Origin of the sequence: Lacticaseibacillus rhamnosus (genome assembly GCF_900636965.1) — a bacterium.
GTDB lineage: Bacteria > Bacillota > Bacilli > Lactobacillales > Lactobacillaceae > Lacticaseibacillus > Lacticaseibacillus rhamnosus.
Map to the genome: position 1 here is coordinate 440,345 of NZ_LR134331.1, position 19,529 is coordinate 459,873.

The 19,529-nt window shown below is 43.2% G+C and carries 21 protein-coding genes; 18 read left to right on the forward strand and 3 right to left on the reverse strand.

What is annotated here, in order from left to right:
- Positions 1-5 precede the first annotated feature (5 nt).
- Positions 6-335, reverse strand: a complete 330-nt coding sequence (locus EL173_RS02170; protein WP_005691507.1) for a PTS sugar transporter subunit IIB — start codon at positions 333-335, stop codon at positions 6-8.
- 12 nt (positions 336-347) lie between these two features.
- A complete protein-coding gene (locus tag EL173_RS02175; protein WP_005691509.1) occupies positions 348-821 on the reverse strand; it encodes a PTS sugar transporter subunit IIA in 474 nt (157 codons plus the stop codon).
- Positions 822-1,075: 254 nt separating this feature from the next.
- On the opposite strand from EL173_RS02175, the gene EL173_RS02180 reads away from it, so the two are divergent.
- The 4 genes from EL173_RS02180 (at position 1,076) to EL173_RS02195 (ending at position 4,018) form a co-directional block, all read left to right on the forward strand.
- Entirely contained in the window at positions 1,076-1,369 is a 294-nt protein-coding gene (locus EL173_RS02180) for a DeoR family transcriptional regulator (protein ID WP_241969344.1), read from the forward strand.
- Positions 1,370-1,432: 63 nt separating this feature from the next.
- Complete coding sequence (locus EL173_RS02185; protein ID WP_019728331.1) at positions 1,433-2,449, forward strand: IS30 family transposase; 1,017 nt, start codon at positions 1,433-1,435, stop codon at positions 2,447-2,449.
- Between the two features lie 46 nt (positions 2,450-2,495).
- Entirely contained in the window at positions 2,496-3,020 is a 525-nt protein-coding gene (locus EL173_RS02190; protein WP_241969345.1) for a DeoR/GlpR family DNA-binding transcription regulator, read from the forward strand.
- Positions 3,021-3,025: 5 nt separating this feature from the next.
- Positions 3,026-4,018: a 1-phosphofructokinase family hexose kinase gene (locus tag EL173_RS02195; protein ID WP_005691511.1), complete on the forward strand. Its 993-nt coding sequence runs from the start codon at positions 3,026-3,028 to the stop codon at positions 4,016-4,018.
- A 146-nt stretch (positions 4,019-4,164) separates the two neighbouring features.
- On the opposite strand, the gene EL173_RS02200 is transcribed toward EL173_RS02195, so the two are convergent.
- Positions 4,165-4,998, reverse strand: a complete 834-nt coding sequence (locus EL173_RS02200; RefSeq protein WP_005691513.1) for a MurR/RpiR family transcriptional regulator — start codon at positions 4,996-4,998, stop codon at positions 4,165-4,167.
- Positions 4,999-5,124: 126 nt separating this feature from the next.
- On the opposite strand from EL173_RS02200, the gene EL173_RS02205 reads away from it, so the two are divergent.
- From EL173_RS02205 to EL173_RS02270, 14 genes are all read left to right on the forward strand, one after another.
- Positions 5,125-5,577: a PTS sugar transporter subunit IIA gene (locus tag EL173_RS02205; protein ID WP_005685052.1), complete on the forward strand. Its 453-nt coding sequence runs from the start codon at positions 5,125-5,127 to the stop codon at positions 5,575-5,577.
- Positions 5,578-6,891: a PTS ascorbate transporter subunit IIC gene (locus EL173_RS02210; RefSeq protein ID WP_005691515.1), complete on the forward strand. Its 1,314-nt coding sequence runs from the start codon at positions 5,578-5,580 to the stop codon at positions 6,889-6,891.
- An 18-nt stretch (positions 6,892-6,909) separates the two neighbouring features.
- A complete protein-coding gene (locus EL173_RS02215; RefSeq protein ID WP_005686269.1) occupies positions 6,910-7,197 on the forward strand; it encodes a PTS sugar transporter subunit IIB in 288 nt (95 codons plus the stop codon).
- A gap of 18 nt (positions 7,198-7,215) precedes the next feature.
- Positions 7,216-8,295, forward strand: a complete 1,080-nt coding sequence (gene ulaG, locus EL173_RS02220; RefSeq protein ID WP_005686271.1) for an L-ascorbate 6-phosphate lactonase — start codon at positions 7,216-7,218, stop codon at positions 8,293-8,295.
- A 9-nt stretch (positions 8,296-8,304) separates the two neighbouring features.
- On the forward strand, positions 8,305-9,108 hold the full coding sequence (locus EL173_RS02225; RefSeq protein ID WP_005686272.1) for a Cof-type HAD-IIB family hydrolase: 804 nt from the start codon (positions 8,305-8,307) through the stop codon (positions 9,106-9,108).
- Positions 9,109-9,637: 529 nt separating this feature from the next.
- Positions 9,638-10,966: a 6-phospho-alpha-glucosidase gene (locus EL173_RS02230; protein ID WP_005686274.1), complete on the forward strand. Its 1,329-nt coding sequence runs from the start codon at positions 9,638-9,640 to the stop codon at positions 10,964-10,966.
- Between the two features lie 125 nt (positions 10,967-11,091).
- Positions 11,092-12,975 carry an alpha-glucoside-specific PTS transporter subunit IIBC gene (locus EL173_RS02235; protein WP_005691517.1) on the forward strand — a complete coding sequence of 628 codons (1,884 nt, stop codon included), beginning with the start codon at positions 11,092-11,094 and terminating at the stop codon, positions 12,973-12,975.
- Positions 12,976-13,026: 51 nt separating this feature from the next.
- On the forward strand, positions 13,027-13,839 hold the full coding sequence (locus EL173_RS02240) for a MurR/RpiR family transcriptional regulator (RefSeq protein ID WP_014571107.1): 813 nt from the start codon (positions 13,027-13,029) through the stop codon (positions 13,837-13,839).
- Positions 13,808-14,311 (forward strand): hypothetical protein, encoded by a 504-nt coding sequence (locus EL173_RS02245; RefSeq protein ID WP_005691521.1) that lies wholly within the window; start codon positions 13,808-13,810, stop codon positions 14,309-14,311. The genes EL173_RS02240 and EL173_RS02245 overlap by 32 nt, the downstream gene beginning before the upstream one ends.
- 15 nt (positions 14,312-14,326) lie before the next feature.
- Positions 14,327-14,911, forward strand: a complete 585-nt coding sequence (locus EL173_RS02250; protein ID WP_005691523.1) for a PTS sugar transporter subunit IIB — start codon at positions 14,327-14,329, stop codon at positions 14,909-14,911.
- A 78-nt stretch (positions 14,912-14,989) separates the two neighbouring features.
- A complete protein-coding gene (locus EL173_RS02255) occupies positions 14,990-15,478 on the forward strand; it encodes a PTS sugar transporter subunit IIA (RefSeq protein ID WP_005691525.1) in 489 nt (162 codons plus the stop codon).
- 76 nt (positions 15,479-15,554) lie between these two features.
- Positions 15,555-16,235, forward strand: coding sequence for an HAD family hydrolase (locus EL173_RS02260; RefSeq protein ID WP_005691527.1), 681 nt, complete (start codon positions 15,555-15,557; stop codon positions 16,233-16,235).
- A gap of 195 nt (positions 16,236-16,430) precedes the next feature.
- Complete coding sequence (licT, locus tag EL173_RS02265; protein WP_005691528.1) at positions 16,431-17,282, forward strand: BglG family transcription antiterminator LicT; 852 nt, start codon at positions 16,431-16,433, stop codon at positions 17,280-17,282.
- 270 nt (positions 17,283-17,552) lie between these two features.
- Entirely contained in the window at positions 17,553-19,415 is a 1,863-nt protein-coding gene (locus EL173_RS02270) for a beta-glucoside-specific PTS transporter subunit IIABC (RefSeq protein WP_005691530.1), read from the forward strand.
- Positions 19,416-19,529: the final 114 nt, after the last annotated feature.

Here is a 19,529-nt window from a genome sequence, read left to right on the forward strand (position 1 = left end):
TACCCTCAGCTCTTTTGTGTTGCTGCTAAAACGGCTTCCTCAACTTTGGCATTCGCCTCATCTTCCCCCATACCGGTCAACCAAGGAACACCAACGATTTCGGTTACGTGATTTGCTTCAATGGTTTCGCGTAAATCATCGTCTGCAGGTGCAATGCCAACATAAACAATGATGTCAGGGTTAGAATCAATTCTTGACTTGGCCGTTTCAACAGGATGCGGTTCGGCGTGAGCTACGTTATCCAGGTCGTGATCTGCGAGAAATTCGTTGATTTTATTTGCAACTTGGGGACTTGTGGCAACCCCTGAACCGCAACATACAAGAATGGTTTTCATGACAATTACCTCCTAGTGTGCACTAACTTTAGAGAAATGATCGGACAATAGACTGTACATTTGTTCCGGTGTATTCGCTTTCAAAAAAGCGGAGACGAAAGTTGAATCTTTAAATGCGCTCATCAACTGGGCAAGGAGGCCAACTTGCTGTGAAGGCTCTTTAATACCTAGAAATAAAAAGTTGCGAGTCGTCATTTGCTGCATATCGCCCATCTGTCGCCACGGGATTTCGGAATTAGTTCTAACCACGTAAATGAATGGCTTTAAAACAAATTCGGGATCAACGTGTGGTAATGCAAGTTTTAACTTAGGAAAGATCAAACCTGTTGGAAACTTGTTTTCTCTTAGTTGTAAACCCTGCTTATAATCGCTTCGGACGTATCCTTTTGAATGTGCGACTGAAGCTACAGACTCGAACAATTCGTCTTCTGTAGAGGATTTGTTTTCTATATCGATTAACCCCTCATCAAACATGAATTCATACAATTTCGGTTCTCCTTTCTAAATGTTCGACATTTAAAAATGTTTAACTTTGTTTCAATTCGTATAGTAAGCGGTTTCCTTTTCTTTGTCAACAAAAAACTTTTACTTTTTTCAAGCTAACTCTGACAATGCATTGAAACTGATTCGGAAAACTGAAACATTCAATGACAAATGCCTTTTAAGTCGAACATACTTGAACAATAACCCGAATCAGGCTATTATATGGGCAACGGCTACCAGATTGGAGAATTTACGTAATGATGAAGAAGCAACGTCAAAGTGCCATACTTGCACTTCTTAATGCTACTGAGGGTAAAACACTTACGACGACAGAAATTGCCAAGAAGATGAATGTTGCCTCAATGACAATTCGCCGTGATTTAAATGATATGGCTAAAGAAAAACTGATCACTAGAATTTATGGCGGGGCCTCGTTGGTTAATGAAAAAACCACGAAGGAAAAAACACAGGTTCAAAGAGAATCAAAGATTGAAATTGGACGAATAATCGGTCCCCAGTTTACAATTCAAGTGCAACACCCTGACGACTAGACCATAAAGGCCATGAAGACCTATTCTTGTTAGTGCTAGCTAAACAAGAAAGCAGGAATCTTCATGACCCACTCTCAGACTAACACCCACAAGCATTACCAACAACTCAGTTTTAGCGACCGTGCTACAATTCAGGCCCTTCAGGCTGCTGGTGACACCGCGACCGTGATTGCACAGAAGCTTCATCGCAGTAAAGCGACAATCTCACGAGAAATCACGCGTGGATCTGTAACTCAGCTCGACTCGAAGCGTCACTCGCATCAAGTCTATCTTGCGGAAACTGCCCAAGCCATGCACGACCGTAAACGCGATAGAACCGGTCACTACGCCTTTCTTAAGACCGGCCGTGCGTTCTTCAAGGCTCTCGCCAGGGAGCTTACTCGTAAGCCGCGCGTACACAGCGTTGATAGCTTCGTACACTTCTATCGCGACCAGGGCAAGGCTTGCCCTTCAACGACAACTGTGTATCGCTACATCGACGCCGGGCTGCTTGAGCTAGACAACATGACACTTCCCAAGAAGCTCCGACGCCGCATCAAAGGCTATAAGAACGCCCACAAGCGCAAGAATAAGAAGATATACGGCGACTCAATCGAGTTGCGTCCTGCGGCCGTGAATGACCGCACAGGCGTGGGACATTGGGAAGGCGACTTGGTCAAAGGTATTCGCTTAGCTGATGAGCCAGCATTAATGACGCTCACAGAACGGTACAGCCGGACTGAGATCATCGTCAAGATTCCTGACTATCATGCGGGCACCTGCCTTAAAGCCTTGCAGGACACGATCGACGACTACGGGGCCAAGGAATTTGAGAGTATCACTTTTGACAATGGTTCCGAGTTTGCCAAGTTATCAGAGATTGTTGGAACCCAGATTTACTTCGCACATCCGTACTCGCCTTGGGAGCGTGGCACAAACGAGAACGCCAATGGACTGCTTAGGGAATTCTTCCCGAAAGGGAAGTCTCTCAGAGCAGTTACCCTGGTTGAAATTCAAGCAGTCCAATCCGCACTGAACCATCGTCCCAGACGTATTCTGAACTATCTTCGCCCATGCGATTACTACCGATGCATGGCGTAACAGCCTAGACCACTATCAAGAATTCGTTATCATCGTTGCACTTGACTTGAAAATTGAGGGACGAATAATCGGTTCATTGATCCTGCCTAAAATGACTGTTTTTCTTGGTGCAGGAACCACAATCTATGCTTCCGCGGATTTCTTGCCAAAGACAAAAGACATCAACTACGTCACAAATTCTGACTTAATCTTTAGATATTTGGTGAGCAAGGATATTAATGTACTTCTAACTGGCGGCTTTTATCATAGAACAACGAATGAGTTCGTTGGTACGATTGCTGAACAGACATTAAGCAACTATTTATTTGATTTAGCGTTTATCAGTACAAATGGTATTTTTGAAAACCAAGTGACAACATCCAATTTTGATGAAGGAAATATCCAAAAAGCCGCTATGAAGCGTAGTAAGAAAAACTATATCGTTGCTGACCATACTAAGTTTGGAAAAGGAGATTCCTTTAGTTTTGCAGAACTAAAAGATTTTGACGGTTTAATCACGGATTCAAAGGCGTCACGACAAGAATTAAAGATCTTACAGACTGCTACGAAATTGCTTGTGGGGAAGGGCTGAAGAGGATGTTACTGACAATTACAACGAATCCCTCAATTGATCTGGTTTATAAGACTGGTTCATTTGACTTGGGAACGACAAACCGGGAACTGGAACACTATCAAACAATTGGTGGCAAAGGAATAAATGCGGCCCGTGTTGCTTCGATTTTGTCTGAGGACAAGCAAGCTGTTGCCGCTACAGGTTTCTTAGGTCGTGAGAACGCGAACCAAATTGCTCATGATTTGGCCCAATACAATGTCAAAGATGAAATGATTCGGGTGTCTGGAGCAACAAGGTTTTGTTATACAATTATTGACAATAGCGGGGTTAAGACGGAACTGAATGAGTTGGGGCAGTCTATTTCTGCGACTAAAGCTGAGGAGCTCTTAGGACAAGTTTCAAGACATCACAACTTGAAAGGAGTTTCGATCAACGGCTCGTTGGCAAAGGATCTCTCTGACGATTTTTATATCCGATTGATTGAACAAATCAGGATCAACAATCCAGACGCGAAGATTATCTTAGACACTTCGGGAGCAGCTCTGGATTCGGTCTTGAGCAGTAGCGCGCCTCCTGACTATATCAAGCCAAACAATGATGAGCTTGGTGAGCTTTTGGGAATTGTCGTGCCAGAGGAAGATGATGCAGTTTTACATGCGTTGCAACAGCCGATCTTCCAAAACATTCCCAATATATTAGTCTCAATGGGTTCTCAAGGAGGTATTGCCAAATTAGGCGTTGATGTTCCTCAGTACTTCAAGTTAAAAATTTCGCAACAAAAGGCAGTTAACACTGAAGGATCTGGTGATGCGACTGTGGGTGGAATGCTATATGCAGTTGCTAAGGGAAAGCAGGGACTGGACGTTATTCGATACGGTATGGCGGCAGGTATGGCCAATGTTTTGCAATCGAAGACAGGCTTTGTTGAAAAAAATGCATTTTTAAGGTTTGTAACTAGTGGTGAGGCAGTAATAGCTCAACCCATTCAAGCAATACCGATATTAGGCGAAAATTAAGCTCAGTATTTTTTGCTCTAGCCGAGCTCACATATACCAAGAAGCTCTAGGTAGCCGCATTTTTAACGGCAGCACCTAGAGCTTTTTCTTGATCTTATAGGATATTTTGTAAAGTCGGTGACTTCCTAATGATATGGGAAATAGTATTACTGATGCTTTTGTGCCACTGCTTGATGAACCAATGCAATTGTCTTTTCACTTTGAAGACCCATTCGTCGGACAAGCTCGGTATAAAGGACGTCAAAAATCGCAAGCTGAGACGTCATTGAAATTAGCGCATCAGATCGATAGCGAGTATCTTCGGAAATTGAAAAGAAAACATCCGATACTCTTTTTGCGAGTGGCGAGGTGGCATAGCTGGTCACAGCAATTATCGGTACTTGATGGGCTGATAATAAATCCACGAGTGCCAGGATGTCTGTGTCATTGCCAGTATGAGAAATAACGATCGCAACATCGTGTTCAGTAAGCTTGTTTGCGCTCATTAGCTGCATGTGATAGTCGTTGTCGGCAATAAGTGTTAATGGCAATCGTAGAAAAGTGTGATACGCCGCTTTTGCAATAACATTTGAACTCCCCAATCCAAATAAAGCCACTTTATTTGCGTCCAACAACAAATTGACGCTGTGATCGATTTGGTCCTGAGTTAAGAATGATAGGGTGCCTTCGAGCGCGGCAATATTAGCATTGACAGTTTTTCGGGCACTGGCCAAAGAATTGTCATTTGTTTCGACATCTCCATTAGTTGTGTTGTCAATTTCTTTAAGCAGGGCTAGTTTTAGTTGATCAAATGAAGCAAAACCGAGTTGCCGTGCAAAACGCGAGATGGTGGCTGTCGACACACCAATTTTATCCGACAGATTCCGTAACGAAGAGTTAGCTACTTTAGCGTAGTTGTGACGGAAATAGTCTGCTACTTGGCGGCTTGCTTCACCTAAAGCGGAATAAACCTGGGCAATACGACTGTCAAATGTGTTCATGTTGTCACCTCGAAATCAAATGCTTGATTTTTGCTAATGAAAGGGGTTACAATTCCCTTGTAAAATCGTTACTTTAAATATTGACGAATCGTGTAACATTATATCATATGAAAGGAGATAAACAAAGTGGCTGACTTTAAAATTGATACATCTGACATTCAAATTAACGTTCATGCAGATTCATGGCAATCTGCATTAAGATTGGCAGCCAAGCCACTACTTGATAACGGTAGTATCACAGCAACTTATGTCGAAAATATGATTCAAGCAGTTATTAAGTATGGACCATACATTGTCATTGCGCCTGGATTAGCACTTGGGCATGCTGAACCGGATGAAAATGTGCTTAAAACCGGCTATGCAATTGCAACGCTTGATACGCCAGTTAAATTCGGAAGTAAAACCAATGATCCTGTTGATGTTGTTGTCGTCTTAGCATCGATCAATAGTAAGGACCATCTGAAGTTACTGCAAAAACTTGTTAATTTCTTGGGCAGTTCAACGAATATGCAGGCATTGCGTCAAATGCAGAGTTCTGAAGATGCTGCCCGTATTGTTCAGGCAATATTGGAAGGGTAAGTGGGGGTCATGAAAGCACTGAATTTCATTGTTTTTGAAATTCTAAGTAATCAGACTATTTTTCTGGGCTTGATTGCGTTATTAGGTCTCTTATTGCAGCGTAAGAAGCTACCTCAAGTGATTGATGGTGTTGTAAAGACAGTTATTGGGATTACCGTACTGGGTGCAGGCGCGGGCTTACTAATTAATTCATTGTCGCCGGTAGTGCAAGAGTTAAATAAGTCGTTACATGTTAAGGGCGTGCTACCGACCAATGATGCTGTATTTGGAGTTGTGCTTAAGTTCGATGAGATTGCCCGAAATGCGGTTGTGATCTTCTTACTGGCTTTTTTCCTGCATCTATTACTCGTTCGGCTGACGCCAGGAAAAGATTTTAAGAATGTCTATTTGACGGCGCATCTGATGTTATATCACGCAGCTTTCATGGCAGTAACGTTGCCAGTTGTTTTACATGCCAAGGCATTGGGCACGATTGTTGTCGGAACATTGCTAAATGCCTTGTATTACACGTATTCTCCAGCAATTACACGTAGACTTGCGCGTAAATGGACGCATGATCAAATTACCTTGGGATTCATGGATCAGGTGGGATCAATTCTTGCACACTTTATTGGAAAATGGGTGGGCAATGCTGATCCCGATCAAGATGCAGATAAACTGAAGCTTCCTAAATGGGCAAGCATGTTCAGAGATTCAACGATTGTTTTATTTTTCTTGATGCCAATTATCTTTATTGGCATTGGAGTGGCTGTCGGTCCCGCGGGTATCACAAAGCTGTCAGGCGGGTCTAATTGGATAATCTGGCTTATTTTACAGGGCTTTCAGTTTACTGCCGGAATCGTCATTTTGCTTTCGGGCGTCCGGATGTTTATTGGTTCAATTGTTCCTGCATTTAAAGGAATTTCCGACAAGTTCTTACCGGGATCAGTACCGGCTTTGGATGCGCCGACATTCTTTCCATATTCACCAATGGGAGGTATGTTGGGATTCCTTGGCTCAACCATTGGCGCCATCTTAGTTACGATTCTAACGATTGTGCTTCACGCTCCCATCATCGTCTTTCCTTCGCCAATTATTATGTACTTTGACGGTAATGTGATGGGTGTCTTTGGAAATAAAGCTGGTGGGTGGCGCGGGGCCATTGCCGCCGGATTTGTAACTGGTATGATTTCATCTGCTGCCGTTATCCTTTTTTACCCGTTGACAGGTGCAGTTTATGGTAGCGGATTAACTTGGTCTAATATTGATTATGCTTTAGTCTGGACACCGGTTATGTATTTGCTTAAGGCAATTAGAATGCTGTTGGGTTTTTAAAATTTTAGGAGGTTCATCATGAAAATTATTGCAGTTTGCGGTTTTGGTGTTGGTTCGAGTGTCATTGCTAAGATGAATATCGAGAGCATTCTAGACGAAGAAAACAAATCAAGCGATGCGACAGTTGAAACGGTTGATCTCGGCAGTGTCAGTGGAACTGATGGTGATTTATACGTTACAACCAACGAATTGTTTGATCAGATTCCAGAAGATATTCAAGAAAAGACAATTGTGCTGTCTAATTTCGTCGATAAGGATGCAATTAAGAAAAGTATTGATCCTAAGCTTGAAAATTTGGGCAAATAAGACTAAGAAGTTGATTTTATGACAACTAAAGACAAGCAATTATCAAATGTGACAGAAGATACATGGATCAAAGCGACTTTTCCTGAGTGGGGTAACTGGCTTAATCAGAGTATTGATCGCGAGAAGGTTCTTCGAGGTCATATGCGACTGTGGTGGCTTGGCAATATGGGAATTTGGCTGAAGAATGATGAGCAGACAAATATTGCGATTGATCTCTGGGCAGGGACAGGCAAACAAACACATGACTTGCCGGATAATCCACCACGTCATCAGTGGCGACGGATGCTAGGAGCTATGCAGACTCAACCTAATCTGCGCAGAACGCCACAAGTGTTTAACCCATTTAGTATCACCACTCTGGATGCTTTACTGGTGACCCACTACCATCATGACCATTTAGATCGAAATGTAGCTGCTGCGATTGTTAACAATACCGCTCTTAAGACACCATTAATTGGCCCCCAGGCTGTCGTCAATCAATGGCTAGCGTGGGGAGTGCCTGAGAATCGTGTTAAGGTGGTTCATCCAGGGGATAGTTTTAAAGTCAAGGATATTAAGATTGAAGTATTGCCTTCGTATGACCGTACTATTTTGATTACTGATCCGGTCGGCATGTCCGTGCCAGACGATCGACAGATACCGGATATGGATGAGCGCGCGGTTGCTTATCTTTTAACCACTTCTGCGGGCACCATCTATCATGCTGGTGATTCCCACTATTCCGTAAACTTTGCCGATGTTGGGATACAGCATGCGATTGACATTGCCTTATTAGCGTTTGCGGAAAATCCGGTTGGAGTGCAGGACAAAATGACGTCTGTTGATATATTACGCGCGGCTGAAGCTTTAAAAGCAAAGCTAGTTGTTCCATTGCACTGGGATGTTTGGACGAATACGTTAGGTGACCCCAATGAAATTTTGGCACTTTATGATTACCGTAAAGAACGATTTCGATATCAATTTCACCCGTTTATCTGGCAAATCGGCGGTGAATTTGATTGGCCGAGTGACCGTGAACTGCGGGTTTATCATTATCCGCGTGGCTTTGATGATCGTTTTAAGCATCCGGCAAACTTACCGTATAGCTCATTTTTGTAGGTGATACCAATGATACATGTCATTGCAACTGATCTTGACCATACGCTCCTGCGTGAAAATCACGCCTTGTCGAAAGAAACAGCAAAGGTTTTATCACATTTGCACGATCAGGGATTGAAGGTTATCTTGGCTTCTGGACGACCGGTTCCAGGCCTAACCGATCTGAATGCTCAGTTGGGTCTAATGCAGCCAGAAGATTATTCAATTTATTTAAATGGTGCATTGGTTCTGAATAACAGAACTGGTTATGAGATTTATAGCCGAACATTGACAGCAGAAACCTTAGAGGCAGTTGGTCAGTTTGCACAGCAAGAAGCTATTCCAGTAGAGTATATTAGTGCTGACACGGTATACTCAACAACTGATTTTGGTAGATCTAGCTACAGTACGTTTGCTCCAAAAGGGATGAAGTTTTCTTATGTCAAGCAAGCGGAGTTTTTTCCTCGGAAGCCAATCTATAAGATAGGGTTCGCCAATGAACCATTAAGGATTGATGCCCTTCAAGCCACAATTAAGATGTTGAACGTATCAGTTACTCGATCACGAAGAGAATTTTTAGAATTAATGCCACTAGGGGTCAATAAAGCAGTGGGTCTCGAAAAGGTTGTTCACCAGTTAGGGTACAATGCCCAACAGGTAATGGCATTTGGTGACGAGGAGAACGATCTGGAGATGTTGCGGTATGCAGGGGTTAGCATCGCTGTGGCCAATGCACAGACAAAGGTAAAAGCTGTTGCAAGGTATATCACAGATACGAATGAGGTTGATGGAGTTGCACAATTTCTGAAAAGCTGGTTTTCAACTTCATCTTAAGTTTACGTGCTTGACGTTGGTTCGTTTTCAAATGCATTGATTCTTATAACAAACAGAGCCTTTAGTGAGTTTCCATGGCGCCTCTGAGATATGTTCTCAAGAGGCGTTTTTAAAGTTTAGATGATCACATGAAACGATTCCCACAATACAGTGTTGGAAAACGATTGACAAAGCTAAGAAACAGATGTTGGAACTGTACTAATGTTAACGATATTGGTCTATGTCATCGCTTTGATAATTGAAAACAGAATAATGAAAAGTACGTTTTAACGGTATTGTTTTTGAATTAAATGAAAAATTTTATGAAACACTTTTGTTTGAATTTAGCTAATAGCTGTATTATGAGCATTGATGCAAAACAAATCTGAAATATATTTCATTATTTGGAACATTTCGAAAAATCCGAAACTTGTTCCCTTTTAAATGAAAACGCTTGCATAAAGACTTGAGCGGCATAATACTCAATGTGTACCCGGGGAAGAGAAGAATCCAGATTGAATAACCAGTTTGGTATAGGAGGATACACATCATGGATGATCGTAAATTTTCAGTATTAATTGCAGGTGGCGGCAGTACTTATACACCAGGAATTGTCTTAACGTTGTTAGATCACATCGAGAAGTTTCCACTTCGGAAGCTTAAGTTCTATGACATTGATGGGCATCGCCAACAACGCGTTGCGGATGCCTGCAAGATCTTGGTGAAAGAGCGCGCACCAGAAGTCGAATTTTTAGCGACTACGGATCCTAAAGAAGCTTTCACCGATGTTGATTTTGTGATGGCCCAGATTCGCGTTGGTAAATATGCGATGCGCTCACTTGATGAGAAGATTCCGTTAAAGCATGGTGTGGTCGGTCAAGAAACAACTGGTCCTGGCGGCATTGCGTATGGACTACGTTCGATTCCTGGGGTTATCGGACTGGTTGATTACATGGAAAAATATTCACCTAATGCTTGGATGCTTAATTATTCGAATCCAGCTGCAATCGTAGCTGAGGCAACTCGTCGGTTACGTCCTAATTCACGAATTATTAACATCTGTGATATGCCAATTGGTATTATGGATCGAATGGCGCAAATTGTTGGTCTTAAGGATCGTAACGATCTTGTATTCCGGTATTACGGGTTAAACCACTTTGGCTGGTGGACAGATGTTCGGGATAAGACTGGGAAAGATTTGATGCCAAAGCTTAAAGAATATGTTGCAAAAAAGGGTTATTGGTTGGGTGACGAGGACAAAGACACCGAGGCAAGTTGGGTATCTACTTTCAAAAAAGCAGCAGATGTGTATGCATTAGATCCAACAACACTACCGAATACGTATCTTAAATATTATCTATATCCGCAATACGTGGTTGAACATTCAAACCCCGACTACACGCGAACGGATGAAGTAGAAGCCTATCGTGAGAAAAATGTCTTTTCTGAGTGTGATCGAATTATTGGTGCAGGAACTGCTGCAGATACACATTTCAAATCCGACGATCATGCGACTTATATTGTTGATCTGTGTACAGCAATTGCCTACGATACCAAACAGCGAATGTTAGCTATTGTTCCTAATGACGGTGCCATTGAGAATATTGATCCTGAAGCGATGGTTGAGGTGCCTTGCTTGTTTGGGGCTAATGGCCCGGAACGTTTAGCAATGGGTAAGGCAGCTACTTTCCAAAAAGGCCTTATCACCGAACAAAACTGCGTTGAAAAACTCGTTGTTGATGCTTTTGAAGAGCAATCGTATACGAAGCTTTGGGAAGCAATGAGCCTTTGCAAGATTGTACCCGATGCAAGTGTTGCTAAGACGATCTTGGATGAAATGGTTATTGCAAACAAAGACTATTGGCCAGTATTGAAATAAGTTGACTGTGTCAAAATCCAAATAACGTAGAGAGGACGAGAATTAAGCGAATCTGTTAATTGCTCGCCCTTTTCTTTCGAAGAGAAAAGTAAGGGCTTACATTATAGAAAGCGAGATGAGCTTCAATGATGCAGAAACTTCAGCGATTCGGTGCCGCAATGTTCACACCGGTATTGCTTTTCACGTTCGCCGGGATCATGACTGCAATTTGTATTTTGATGACAAATGAGCAGATTTTTGGAAGTATGGCTGCCCCTGGAACGAATTGGTATGGTGTGTGGCAGACGCTGCAAGCCGGAGCCTTCACAGTCTTTAATATCATCCCATTATTGTTTGTTGTTGGTTTGCCCATTGGTTTGGCAAAGCAGTCTCCGGGACGAGCGGCAATGGAAGCGGTCGTTATCTATGCTTCTTGGAACTACATGATCAATGCTATTTTAACGAATTGGGGACCGGCGTTTGGATTCAAGAACTTTGCCAAAATGACAATCGTGGCCAATTCCACCAACCAAGGGCTTACGAACATTATCGGTATCAAAACACTTGATACGAGCATTGTCGGAGCATTAGTAGTGGCCGGTATTGTTGTCTGGCTGCACAACCGTTATTTTGACACAAAGTTGCCAGACTGGCTGGGTACTTTTCAAGGATCCTCTTACATTGTTATTTTAGGACTCTTTATTATGATTCCGTTGGCTGTTGCTACTTGCTTCTTATGGCCCAAAGTTCAGATGGGTATCTCTGCGCTGCAAGGATTTATGAAAGCATCAGGGGTGTTCGGTATCTGGGTCTATGCCTTCTTGGAACGGGTATTGATTCCGACTGGACTGCATCATTTCATTTATATTCCATTTGAATATGGACCTGCAGCTGTATCTGGCGGATTAAAAGCTTGGTGGTTTGCTAATCTGAATACTTTGGGTCAGTCAACTCGTCCAATCAAAGAGTTAGCGCCGTTAATGGGATTTGAAGGTTATGGATTTGAAAAAGTCTTCGGCATGCTTGGCATCGGATTAGGTTTGTATGCAACAGCGAAACCTTCAAAAAAGAAAGAGACAGCAGCACTATTAATACCGGCCGTCTTAACCGGAATGTTTGCAGGTATTACAGAACCTGTTGAATTCACCTTTCTCTTTGCGGCACCGCTATTATGGTTTGTGCATGCTTTTCTGGCAGCAACGATGGACGCCATAATGTTTGCGGTCGGCGTTGTTGGTGAGTTTAGCGGAGGCTTGATCGGCTGGGTTTCGGAGAACTGGATACCTCTTTGGAACCATCAATGGAAAACGTATCTCTTACAAATTGCAATCGGATTGGTATTCGTTGCCATCTATTATGTTGCCTTCAAGTACTTAATCCTGAAGTTCAATTTTGTGACGCCTGGTCGTGAACCGGAAGATCAAAGCGCGAAGCTTATGACCAAGAAAGAATACAAAGCGGCTAAGGAGGCAGAAAAATCTGCTCATTCAGTGGCTTCCGACCCGTATACACAAAGGGCAATTGCTTACCTGAGCGCACTTGGCGGACCGGATAATATCAAGGAAATGACCAGTTGTGCAACGCGACTTCGAGTGACGGTTAATGATGAAACCAAGGTGGCGCCAGATGCTGAATTTAAAGCTAATAAGGCCGTGAATGTGGTTCATCACGGCAAGGCCTTACAGGTTATTGTTGGCCTAGATGTGCCACAAGTTCTTGAAAAGATTCAAGGTCTTTTGACGGATCAGGATACTGTTCAACCGGCTGCACCATCAATCGCGGTTGATGATACGCCTGAGTCTCAGACCGCCGCGCTTCTTAGCGATTCACTGGGTACGCAGGAAAATGTGCAAAGCGTCAAAGATCAGGGTAGCACTTTAATTGTTCAAGTGAACGATCCTAATTTAGTCGATTCGGTTGATGTCTTTAAATCTCTGGGAATCGGGGTCAAAGACGTCCAAGTTACTGATAAGACTGTCACTATTACATTTTCAGAGATGGCCGATATTGCACGACAAATCATGGCGTAAACGGTTACATGATATAATCGGGTAAACCAGTTCATGAGAGAGGGCATTATTGTGCAACTAGAATCCCTGATTAATCAAAAATATACCAGTTTGAACCAAAGCGATAAGGAAATCCTGACCTTTATTGTGAAGAATCGTGAGTTTGTCCGCAACTCAAGCTTAAGCGAAGTTGCGGCAAAATCCTTGTTTTCTAAATCAGCGATTTTCCGTTGTTGCCAAAAAATCGGGCTCACCGGCTTTAGCCAACTTCGCTATGTGTTGGCTGAGGAGCAGGAAAGCGACCAAGATTCACTTAGCAACGTTGATTATTTGGCCCAAACAGTTAAGTCCATGTTATGGACGGTTAACCAATTTAAGAGCACGAATGTTGAGGGTATTTATGCCACGCTTGAAAATGCTGGCACGATCTATATTTATTCGACTGGATGGCAGCAGCAGATCATGGCCCAACAACTGCAACGCGATTTATACCTTATCGGCAAATTTGCGTTTCTGTTTCCAACTGGCCATGACGAGATGCAACTGTCAAGCACCAAGATCAAGCCAGGGGATGTTGTGATTGTGATTTCGTACAAGGGCATGAATGCAACGATTGTCCAGCTGGTAAATAACTTAAAATTAAACGGTGTTCAGATCGTGTCATTTACGTCATTTCGGCAAAATCGACTTGCTCAAGCGGCAAACTATAACTTGTACTATGACGTGATCAACAAGACGATCGGGGCCGACAAAAAAGTCGAGCGTTTCTTCGCAAATTTAACACTTCTTATCGATATTTTCAGCATGGGATTTGCCAATTATTTGGCAGCACAGGAAGAGAGGACGCGTGAGCATGGTGAATACAATCAGAGGGAAAGTAAGTAACTACTTTCAATCGTTGGCGCAGCTGTTGCACCTTAATCTTAAAAGGGTCTTCTATACTATTATTCTGATTCTCGCGCTCGTCCCGTTGGCTTATGTACTCTTTTTGATGCTGAATGCTGCCAAAGAAGGCCTGAGCATAACTGGTGTCATGAAAGAACGGCCTACGATTGCGATTCTGTCCATCGTTGCGGGTCTTGACGTCATGTGCGGTTATTCATTGTGGATGATACGTGAGCAGGTTCTGGCAGATCGCCGGCTTTATCAGATGATCTTGATCGGCGTCCTGATCACCCAATTGTTTGTAAGTAATCTGCTGGTCGCCGGAGCTGCTGTGGCTGGTCTTATGTTTAGCGGTCAGATTCAGAATACCGATGCGATCCTGCCGAAGAGTAAAGTGATTGTTCCCATGAGCTTACTGACGTTTGGATATGTTTTCTGCATGGCTATGATGGTAGCCGTCATGACACGATAACACTGAGCTTAATAAATGCGGGTAAAGACGAAAAAGGTGATGACAGTGCAGCCGAATTATAAAGATATTGCGGACAACTATATCCAAGCTTTGGGTGGTGCAGATAATATTGATTCTTTGGTTAATTGCGCTACCCGGATTCGGGTTATTGTTAAGGACCCAGATAAGACTGCTTCCAATCGTGTCTTTATGCACGTAGGGGCCGTAAATTTTAATCTTCACGGACACTTTGCCCAGATTATCATTGGTTTGGATGTCGCTCAGGTTTTAGAAGCAATGCGCAAACGGTTAAACCTGACCGATGAGGGTACGTTGGACGAGTATGGGTTGACGCCAAATGGCGAACGCGCTCGGATTCTTTACGAGTGTCTGGGGCTCCCTGAGAACATTCTAAGCGTCACGGTCATTGGTTCGGCGGTCGCTGTTCAAGTTGTTGATCCGGATTGGGTTGATCCTTACGACGTTATGTTGCAGTTAAACATTGGTATTAAGAGTTTAACCAAACACGGTCATCAGGTTCGTATCGAGATGGACCAAGCAACCGCAATTGCACGGGAACTTAATCGCTTGCTTCGGCAAAACAAAAGACAGATCCAGTGACGATTGCATCAAACACGCAAAAGCTTTTATGAAGAGTGCTAAAGAAGAAAACGACTTTAAGGAGAGGCGGGACTGAAGATGTTTGGTTTGTTTAAAAATAAGAAAAAGACTGGTGAAGAAGTTGTTGCTCCTGCAACCGGGGTGCTGATGCCGCTAGATGATGTCACCGATGACGTTTTCTCGCAAAAGATGATGGGCGATGGCTTTGCAGTTGATCCAGAAGATAATGAAGTCGTGGCGCCAGTGGCTGGTACCATCTCAACCGTCTTTCCAACTAAACATGCGATTGGCATTACGACACCAAGCGGACTAGATGTTCTTGTTCACATGGGTCTAGACACAGTTGAGTTGGAAGGAAAACCATTCGCTGTTAGCGTTAATTTGAATGATACGGTTACGGCAGGACAAATATTAGCGACGATTGATCGTGATGAGATTAAAGCCAGTGGTTACGACGATACGATCGTGGTTATCTACACGAACATGGACAAACTAAAGAACTTTCCAACCGTTGTGCAGAGCCATGTCGTTCAAGGACATCAAATTGGAGAATTAGTTTACAGTTAAATTCTACCGACCTTTTGATGAAGACTTCATCAAGGCGACTAACCATCAAACTTCTAGGCAATTTGGAGGATGAGACATGGCGGGCTTTATTTTCGATTTTAATGGTACGCTTTTCGCGGATGCGGATAAACAGGAGATTTCCTGGCGTCGTTTTGCACGCGACTATGCGAATAAGGAACTTTCTGACCAAGAGTTTGATGATCATGTTCATGGTCAGAACGCCGAACTGACGCTGAACTATTTGTTTGATCGTCAGCTTACGAGAACGGAAGTTAACGATTATAGTGAGCGTAAGGAAAAGATCTACCGGAATTTATGTCAGGCAGACACTGACCGGTTTCATTTGCTACAAGGAGCACCGGAATTTCTTGATGAGCTGCGCAGGGCAAACGTGCCAATGACGATTGCAACTGCTTCGGCGAAGAAGAATGTTGACTTCTTTTTTGAGGCGTTCGGTTTGTCAAGATGGTTTGATATGAAGCAGGTTATTTACGATGATGGCACAATGAAGAGTAAGCCTGACCCAGATCCCTTTCTCAGAGCGGCGTTAAAATTGGAGTTACGACCAGAACAAACTGTCATCTTTGAAGATTCACCGTCAGGATTCGGTGCAGCCAAAGCAGCTGGTGCTAAATGTATTGTCGGTGTTGTGACTAATCATAATCGCGCGGTGTTGGAAAAGGATTCGCGCTTAACGCTGGTGATTGATGATTATCTTGAAATACCGATGTCGAAGATAAAACAGCTTATAAATTAGGTGTCTTGCTTAGGTTTGTAAGCATTAGCTTCAAACAGCATGTCATTTGCACATTTGAAAGATTTCACTTACGAGAACAGGTTTTCCAAGCAAAAGTCCTTGCCACGGAAGATCTGTTTTTGTACGCTTGCACAGAAATCAATGCTAAAGTAAGGCTTAGGATCTCTATCATATAGCGTACAAGGGGGTAGGCAGGTGGAAATATACAAGATCCTTAACAACAACGTCATCGTTACGAAAGATGAACAAGGTTTTGAACAAGTTGCGATGGGAAAGGGTATCGGATTTAAGCGGAGTGCCGGCGAGACGCTGGATCCGTCATTGGTCGATAAGATCTTTTATCTGAAGAACAGCGATCTGCAGGAACATTTTTCGTCGCTGATCAATGAAGTACCTTATGCGATTCTAAGTGTTAGTGAGAAGTTTATTGACGAGGCAGCCAGTCAATTAAAACAAAAGCTGAACGCAAGCTTGCATGTGTCACTTGTTGATCATATCTATCATGCGCTGAAACGTTACGAAAAAGGGCAACTTATTTCAAACTCACTTATTTTTGAGATCGAAAATTTGTACCCTGAGGAATTTGAGCTGTCTGAGCACTTTTTACAGATGATCGCTGAACAAGAAGGCGTTCAGTTACCAGTTGATGAGGCCGGATTCATTGCAATGCATTTAATTAATGCTGAGATGAATGAAGAGATGGGAACGACGGTTTCCATCATGAAAGAAGTTTATGCGATTCTAAACATCATTAAGTACTCAATGGATGTCGAGTATGATGAAAGATCGTTAAGCTATTATCGTTTGTTGACGCACCTTAAGTTCTTCGTTCAACGTGTTATGAAGGGGAGCATGCTGGCGAGTGACGATGCAGAATTGTACATGTTGGTCAGCCGTAAATATCCGGATGCTTATCGTGTTGCCAACAAGATTACAAAGTATGTCGCCAACGCTTTTCACGTTGTGCTGCCTGCTGAGGAAGTGCTGTATCTCATGATTCATCTTAACCGTTTAAAGACACGTGAAACGGAACTTGATCGGGCGTAGCTACGTGCTATGAACTTGAGAACCGATTTTGTTTTAAAAAAGATGGTTGACTTTTGAAAATGTAACCGGTACCATTGAGGTAACTTAATAATACTGTATAAGATTAGTGGATTGTGACTGTTCGGCAGGCGAAACCTAAGCTTTTACGAGGATTCATATGCAGATACGTGTATGTTTCTTTGTTGAAGCTTAGGTTTTTCTTTTGCCCAAAAACTGGTTGAATTTACGAGTCAGCACAGCATTGGCGAGACTATACGAGGAGGCGTACTCATGGATAACCAGAAGTTAGCAAAGGAAATACTAGCCGGGGTGGGCGGTGAAAGTAATGTGAATTCGCTGGTACATTGTGCAACCCGGTTGCGATTCAAACTCAAGAATCGCGATATTGTCAATAAAGATCAAGTTGCCGATATTCCTGGCGTTGTGACCGTGATGGAAAGTGGCGGTCAATTTCAAGTTGTGATTGGCAATACAGTTTCAGATGTTTATCAAGCATTCAACGGCATTTCCCACTTAGTTGATGACGATCAATCAGCCGCACCAGCGGCTACAGATGAGAAAGAGACCATCTTTGGAAAATTTGTTGATTTGGTGTCTGGATTGTTCACACCGCTACTTGGGGTGATGGCTGGCGCAGGTATCTTAAAAGGCTTACTTTCAATTGCGCTCCAGCTTAAATGGGTAGTTGCCAATACGTCAACCTATACAATTCTTAATGCGATTGCTGATAGTCTGTTTTATTTTCTGCCAGTATTGCTGGCGATTACTGCGGCGCGTAAATTTAAAGCGAATACCTTTGTTGCTGTCACGATTGCAGGTACTTTGGTTTACCCATCAATTATCACATTAGCTAATCCGGGGGTTCATGCTGACCTGTTTGGCATCCCGCTTGTTATGGTGAAATACACCTCAACGGTTATTCCGATCATTTTAGCGGTTTATGTGGCTAACAAAATTGAAAAGTTTCTAAATGATCACTTGCATGAAAGTATCAAGAACTTCATCACGCCGATGGTTGTCTTAGTCACAGTTGTGCCATTGACCTTGATGGTGTTTGGACCATTCGGCGTTTATGTTGGGAATGCGCTTGCTGCTGTTTTGACCGCTATTTTTAACTTTAGTCCGATTATTGCCGGTGCGCTTATGGCCACTGCATGGCAGATCCTGGTCATCTTCGGGTTGCACTGGGGGATTGTGCCAGTCATGCTCAATAACTTAGCGACGCTTGGAAAGGATCCTTTGAAGCCCGGCGTTGCCATTTCAGTCTTTGCACAGGCCGGCGCAACGCTGGGGGTTATGCTGAAAACGAAGAACAAGCAATTTAAGGCATTATCCGCCTCAGCCGCGATTTCCGCCTTGTTTGGCATCACAGAACCAGCGATCTATGGGGTTACTTTACGTCTCAAGCGTCCCTTTATCATTGCGGTGTCTTCAGCTGCAATCGGTGGCGGGATTGCCGGTTTTGCTGGTAGTGCTGGCTATGCTGCTGGGCCTTCCAGCATTCTGATGATTCCCGCCTTTTATGGTAAAACCGGCGCTGGATTTGTCGGGTTCTTAATCGCGATGGTTGTCGCATTCTCTACCGCCGCCATTCTCACGTATTTGATTGGTTTCGAGGATGTACCAGTCAAGGCTGATTCATTGGCTGCAAACAAAGAGAAGCCTCAGGTTGGTGAACCGACAACGACGCATATTTTTAGCCCGTTAACAGGAACGATTGTGCCACTAGCGGAAATTAAAGACAAAGCATTTGCATCAGGCGCGCTAGGCAAAGGAGTGGCAATTTTACCAACAAAGGGTGAGGTACTATCACCGGTTGACGGTACCATTACCATGGCATTTGCGACAGGTCATGCTATTGGGTTAACGGCCAATGATGGTACAGAGATTCTCATTCATATCGGATTGGATACCGTGAAGTTAAATGGCCAATATTTTACTCTGAAAGTTGAACAAGACCAAAAGGTTAAAGTCGGCGATCCGCTTGTGACATTTGATTTGGATGCGATTAAAGCAGCAGGGTATGACATTACAACGCCAGTGATTATTACAAGCATGGCGCCACATGAGGACATGATTGAAAGTACGCAAACAGAGATTGAAACTGGAGAACGATTGGCAACCTTAATTTGAGCTAAGGTCTTGGATCGTACTTGTAGGACGAAATCACTGAAATTAAGTGCATAGGATCGGTATTACGATCGCCTATATTCTTATGCAAAAGTTTTGACTGATTGCTAATTGAGG

Coding starts and splice junctions, on each gene's coding strand:
- EL173_RS02170 (WP_005691507.1), bottom strand. CDS start 335: ATGAAAACCATTCTTGTATGTTGCGGTTCAGGGGTTGCCACAAGTCCC.
- EL173_RS02180 (WP_241969344.1), top strand. CDS start 1,076: ATGATGAAGAAGCAACGTCAAAGTGCCATACTTGCACTTCTTAATGCT.
- EL173_RS02185 (WP_019728331.1), top strand. CDS start 1,433: ATGACCCACTCTCAGACTAACACCCACAAGCATTACCAACAACTCAGT.
- EL173_RS02195 (WP_005691511.1), top strand. CDS start 3,026: ATGTTACTGACAATTACAACGAATCCCTCAATTGATCTGGTTTATAAG.
- EL173_RS02200 (WP_005691513.1), bottom strand. CDS start 4,998: ATGAACACATTTGACAGTCGTATTGCCCAGGTTTATTCCGCTTTAGGT.
- EL173_RS02215 (WP_005686269.1), top strand. CDS start 6,910: ATGAAAATTATTGCAGTTTGCGGTTTTGGTGTTGGTTCGAGTGTCATT.
- ulaG (WP_005686271.1), top strand. CDS start 7,216: ATGACAACTAAAGACAAGCAATTATCAAATGTGACAGAAGATACATGG.
- EL173_RS02225 (WP_005686272.1), top strand. CDS start 8,305: ATGATACATGTCATTGCAACTGATCTTGACCATACGCTCCTGCGTGAA.
- EL173_RS02230 (WP_005686274.1), top strand. CDS start 9,638: ATGGATGATCGTAAATTTTCAGTATTAATTGCAGGTGGCGGCAGTACT.
- EL173_RS02235 (WP_005691517.1), top strand. CDS start 11,092: ATGATGCAGAAACTTCAGCGATTCGGTGCCGCAATGTTCACACCGGTA.
- EL173_RS02245 (WP_005691521.1), top strand. CDS start 13,808: ATGGTGAATACAATCAGAGGGAAAGTAAGTAACTACTTTCAATCGTTG.
- EL173_RS02250 (WP_005691523.1), top strand. CDS start 14,327: ATGCGGGTAAAGACGAAAAAGGTGATGACAGTGCAGCCGAATTATAAA.
- EL173_RS02255 (WP_005691525.1), top strand. CDS start 14,990: ATGTTTGGTTTGTTTAAAAATAAGAAAAAGACTGGTGAAGAAGTTGTT.
- EL173_RS02260 (WP_005691527.1), top strand. CDS start 15,555: ATGGCGGGCTTTATTTTCGATTTTAATGGTACGCTTTTCGCGGATGCG.
- EL173_RS02270 (WP_005691530.1), top strand. CDS start 17,553: ATGGATAACCAGAAGTTAGCAAAGGAAATACTAGCCGGGGTGGGCGGT.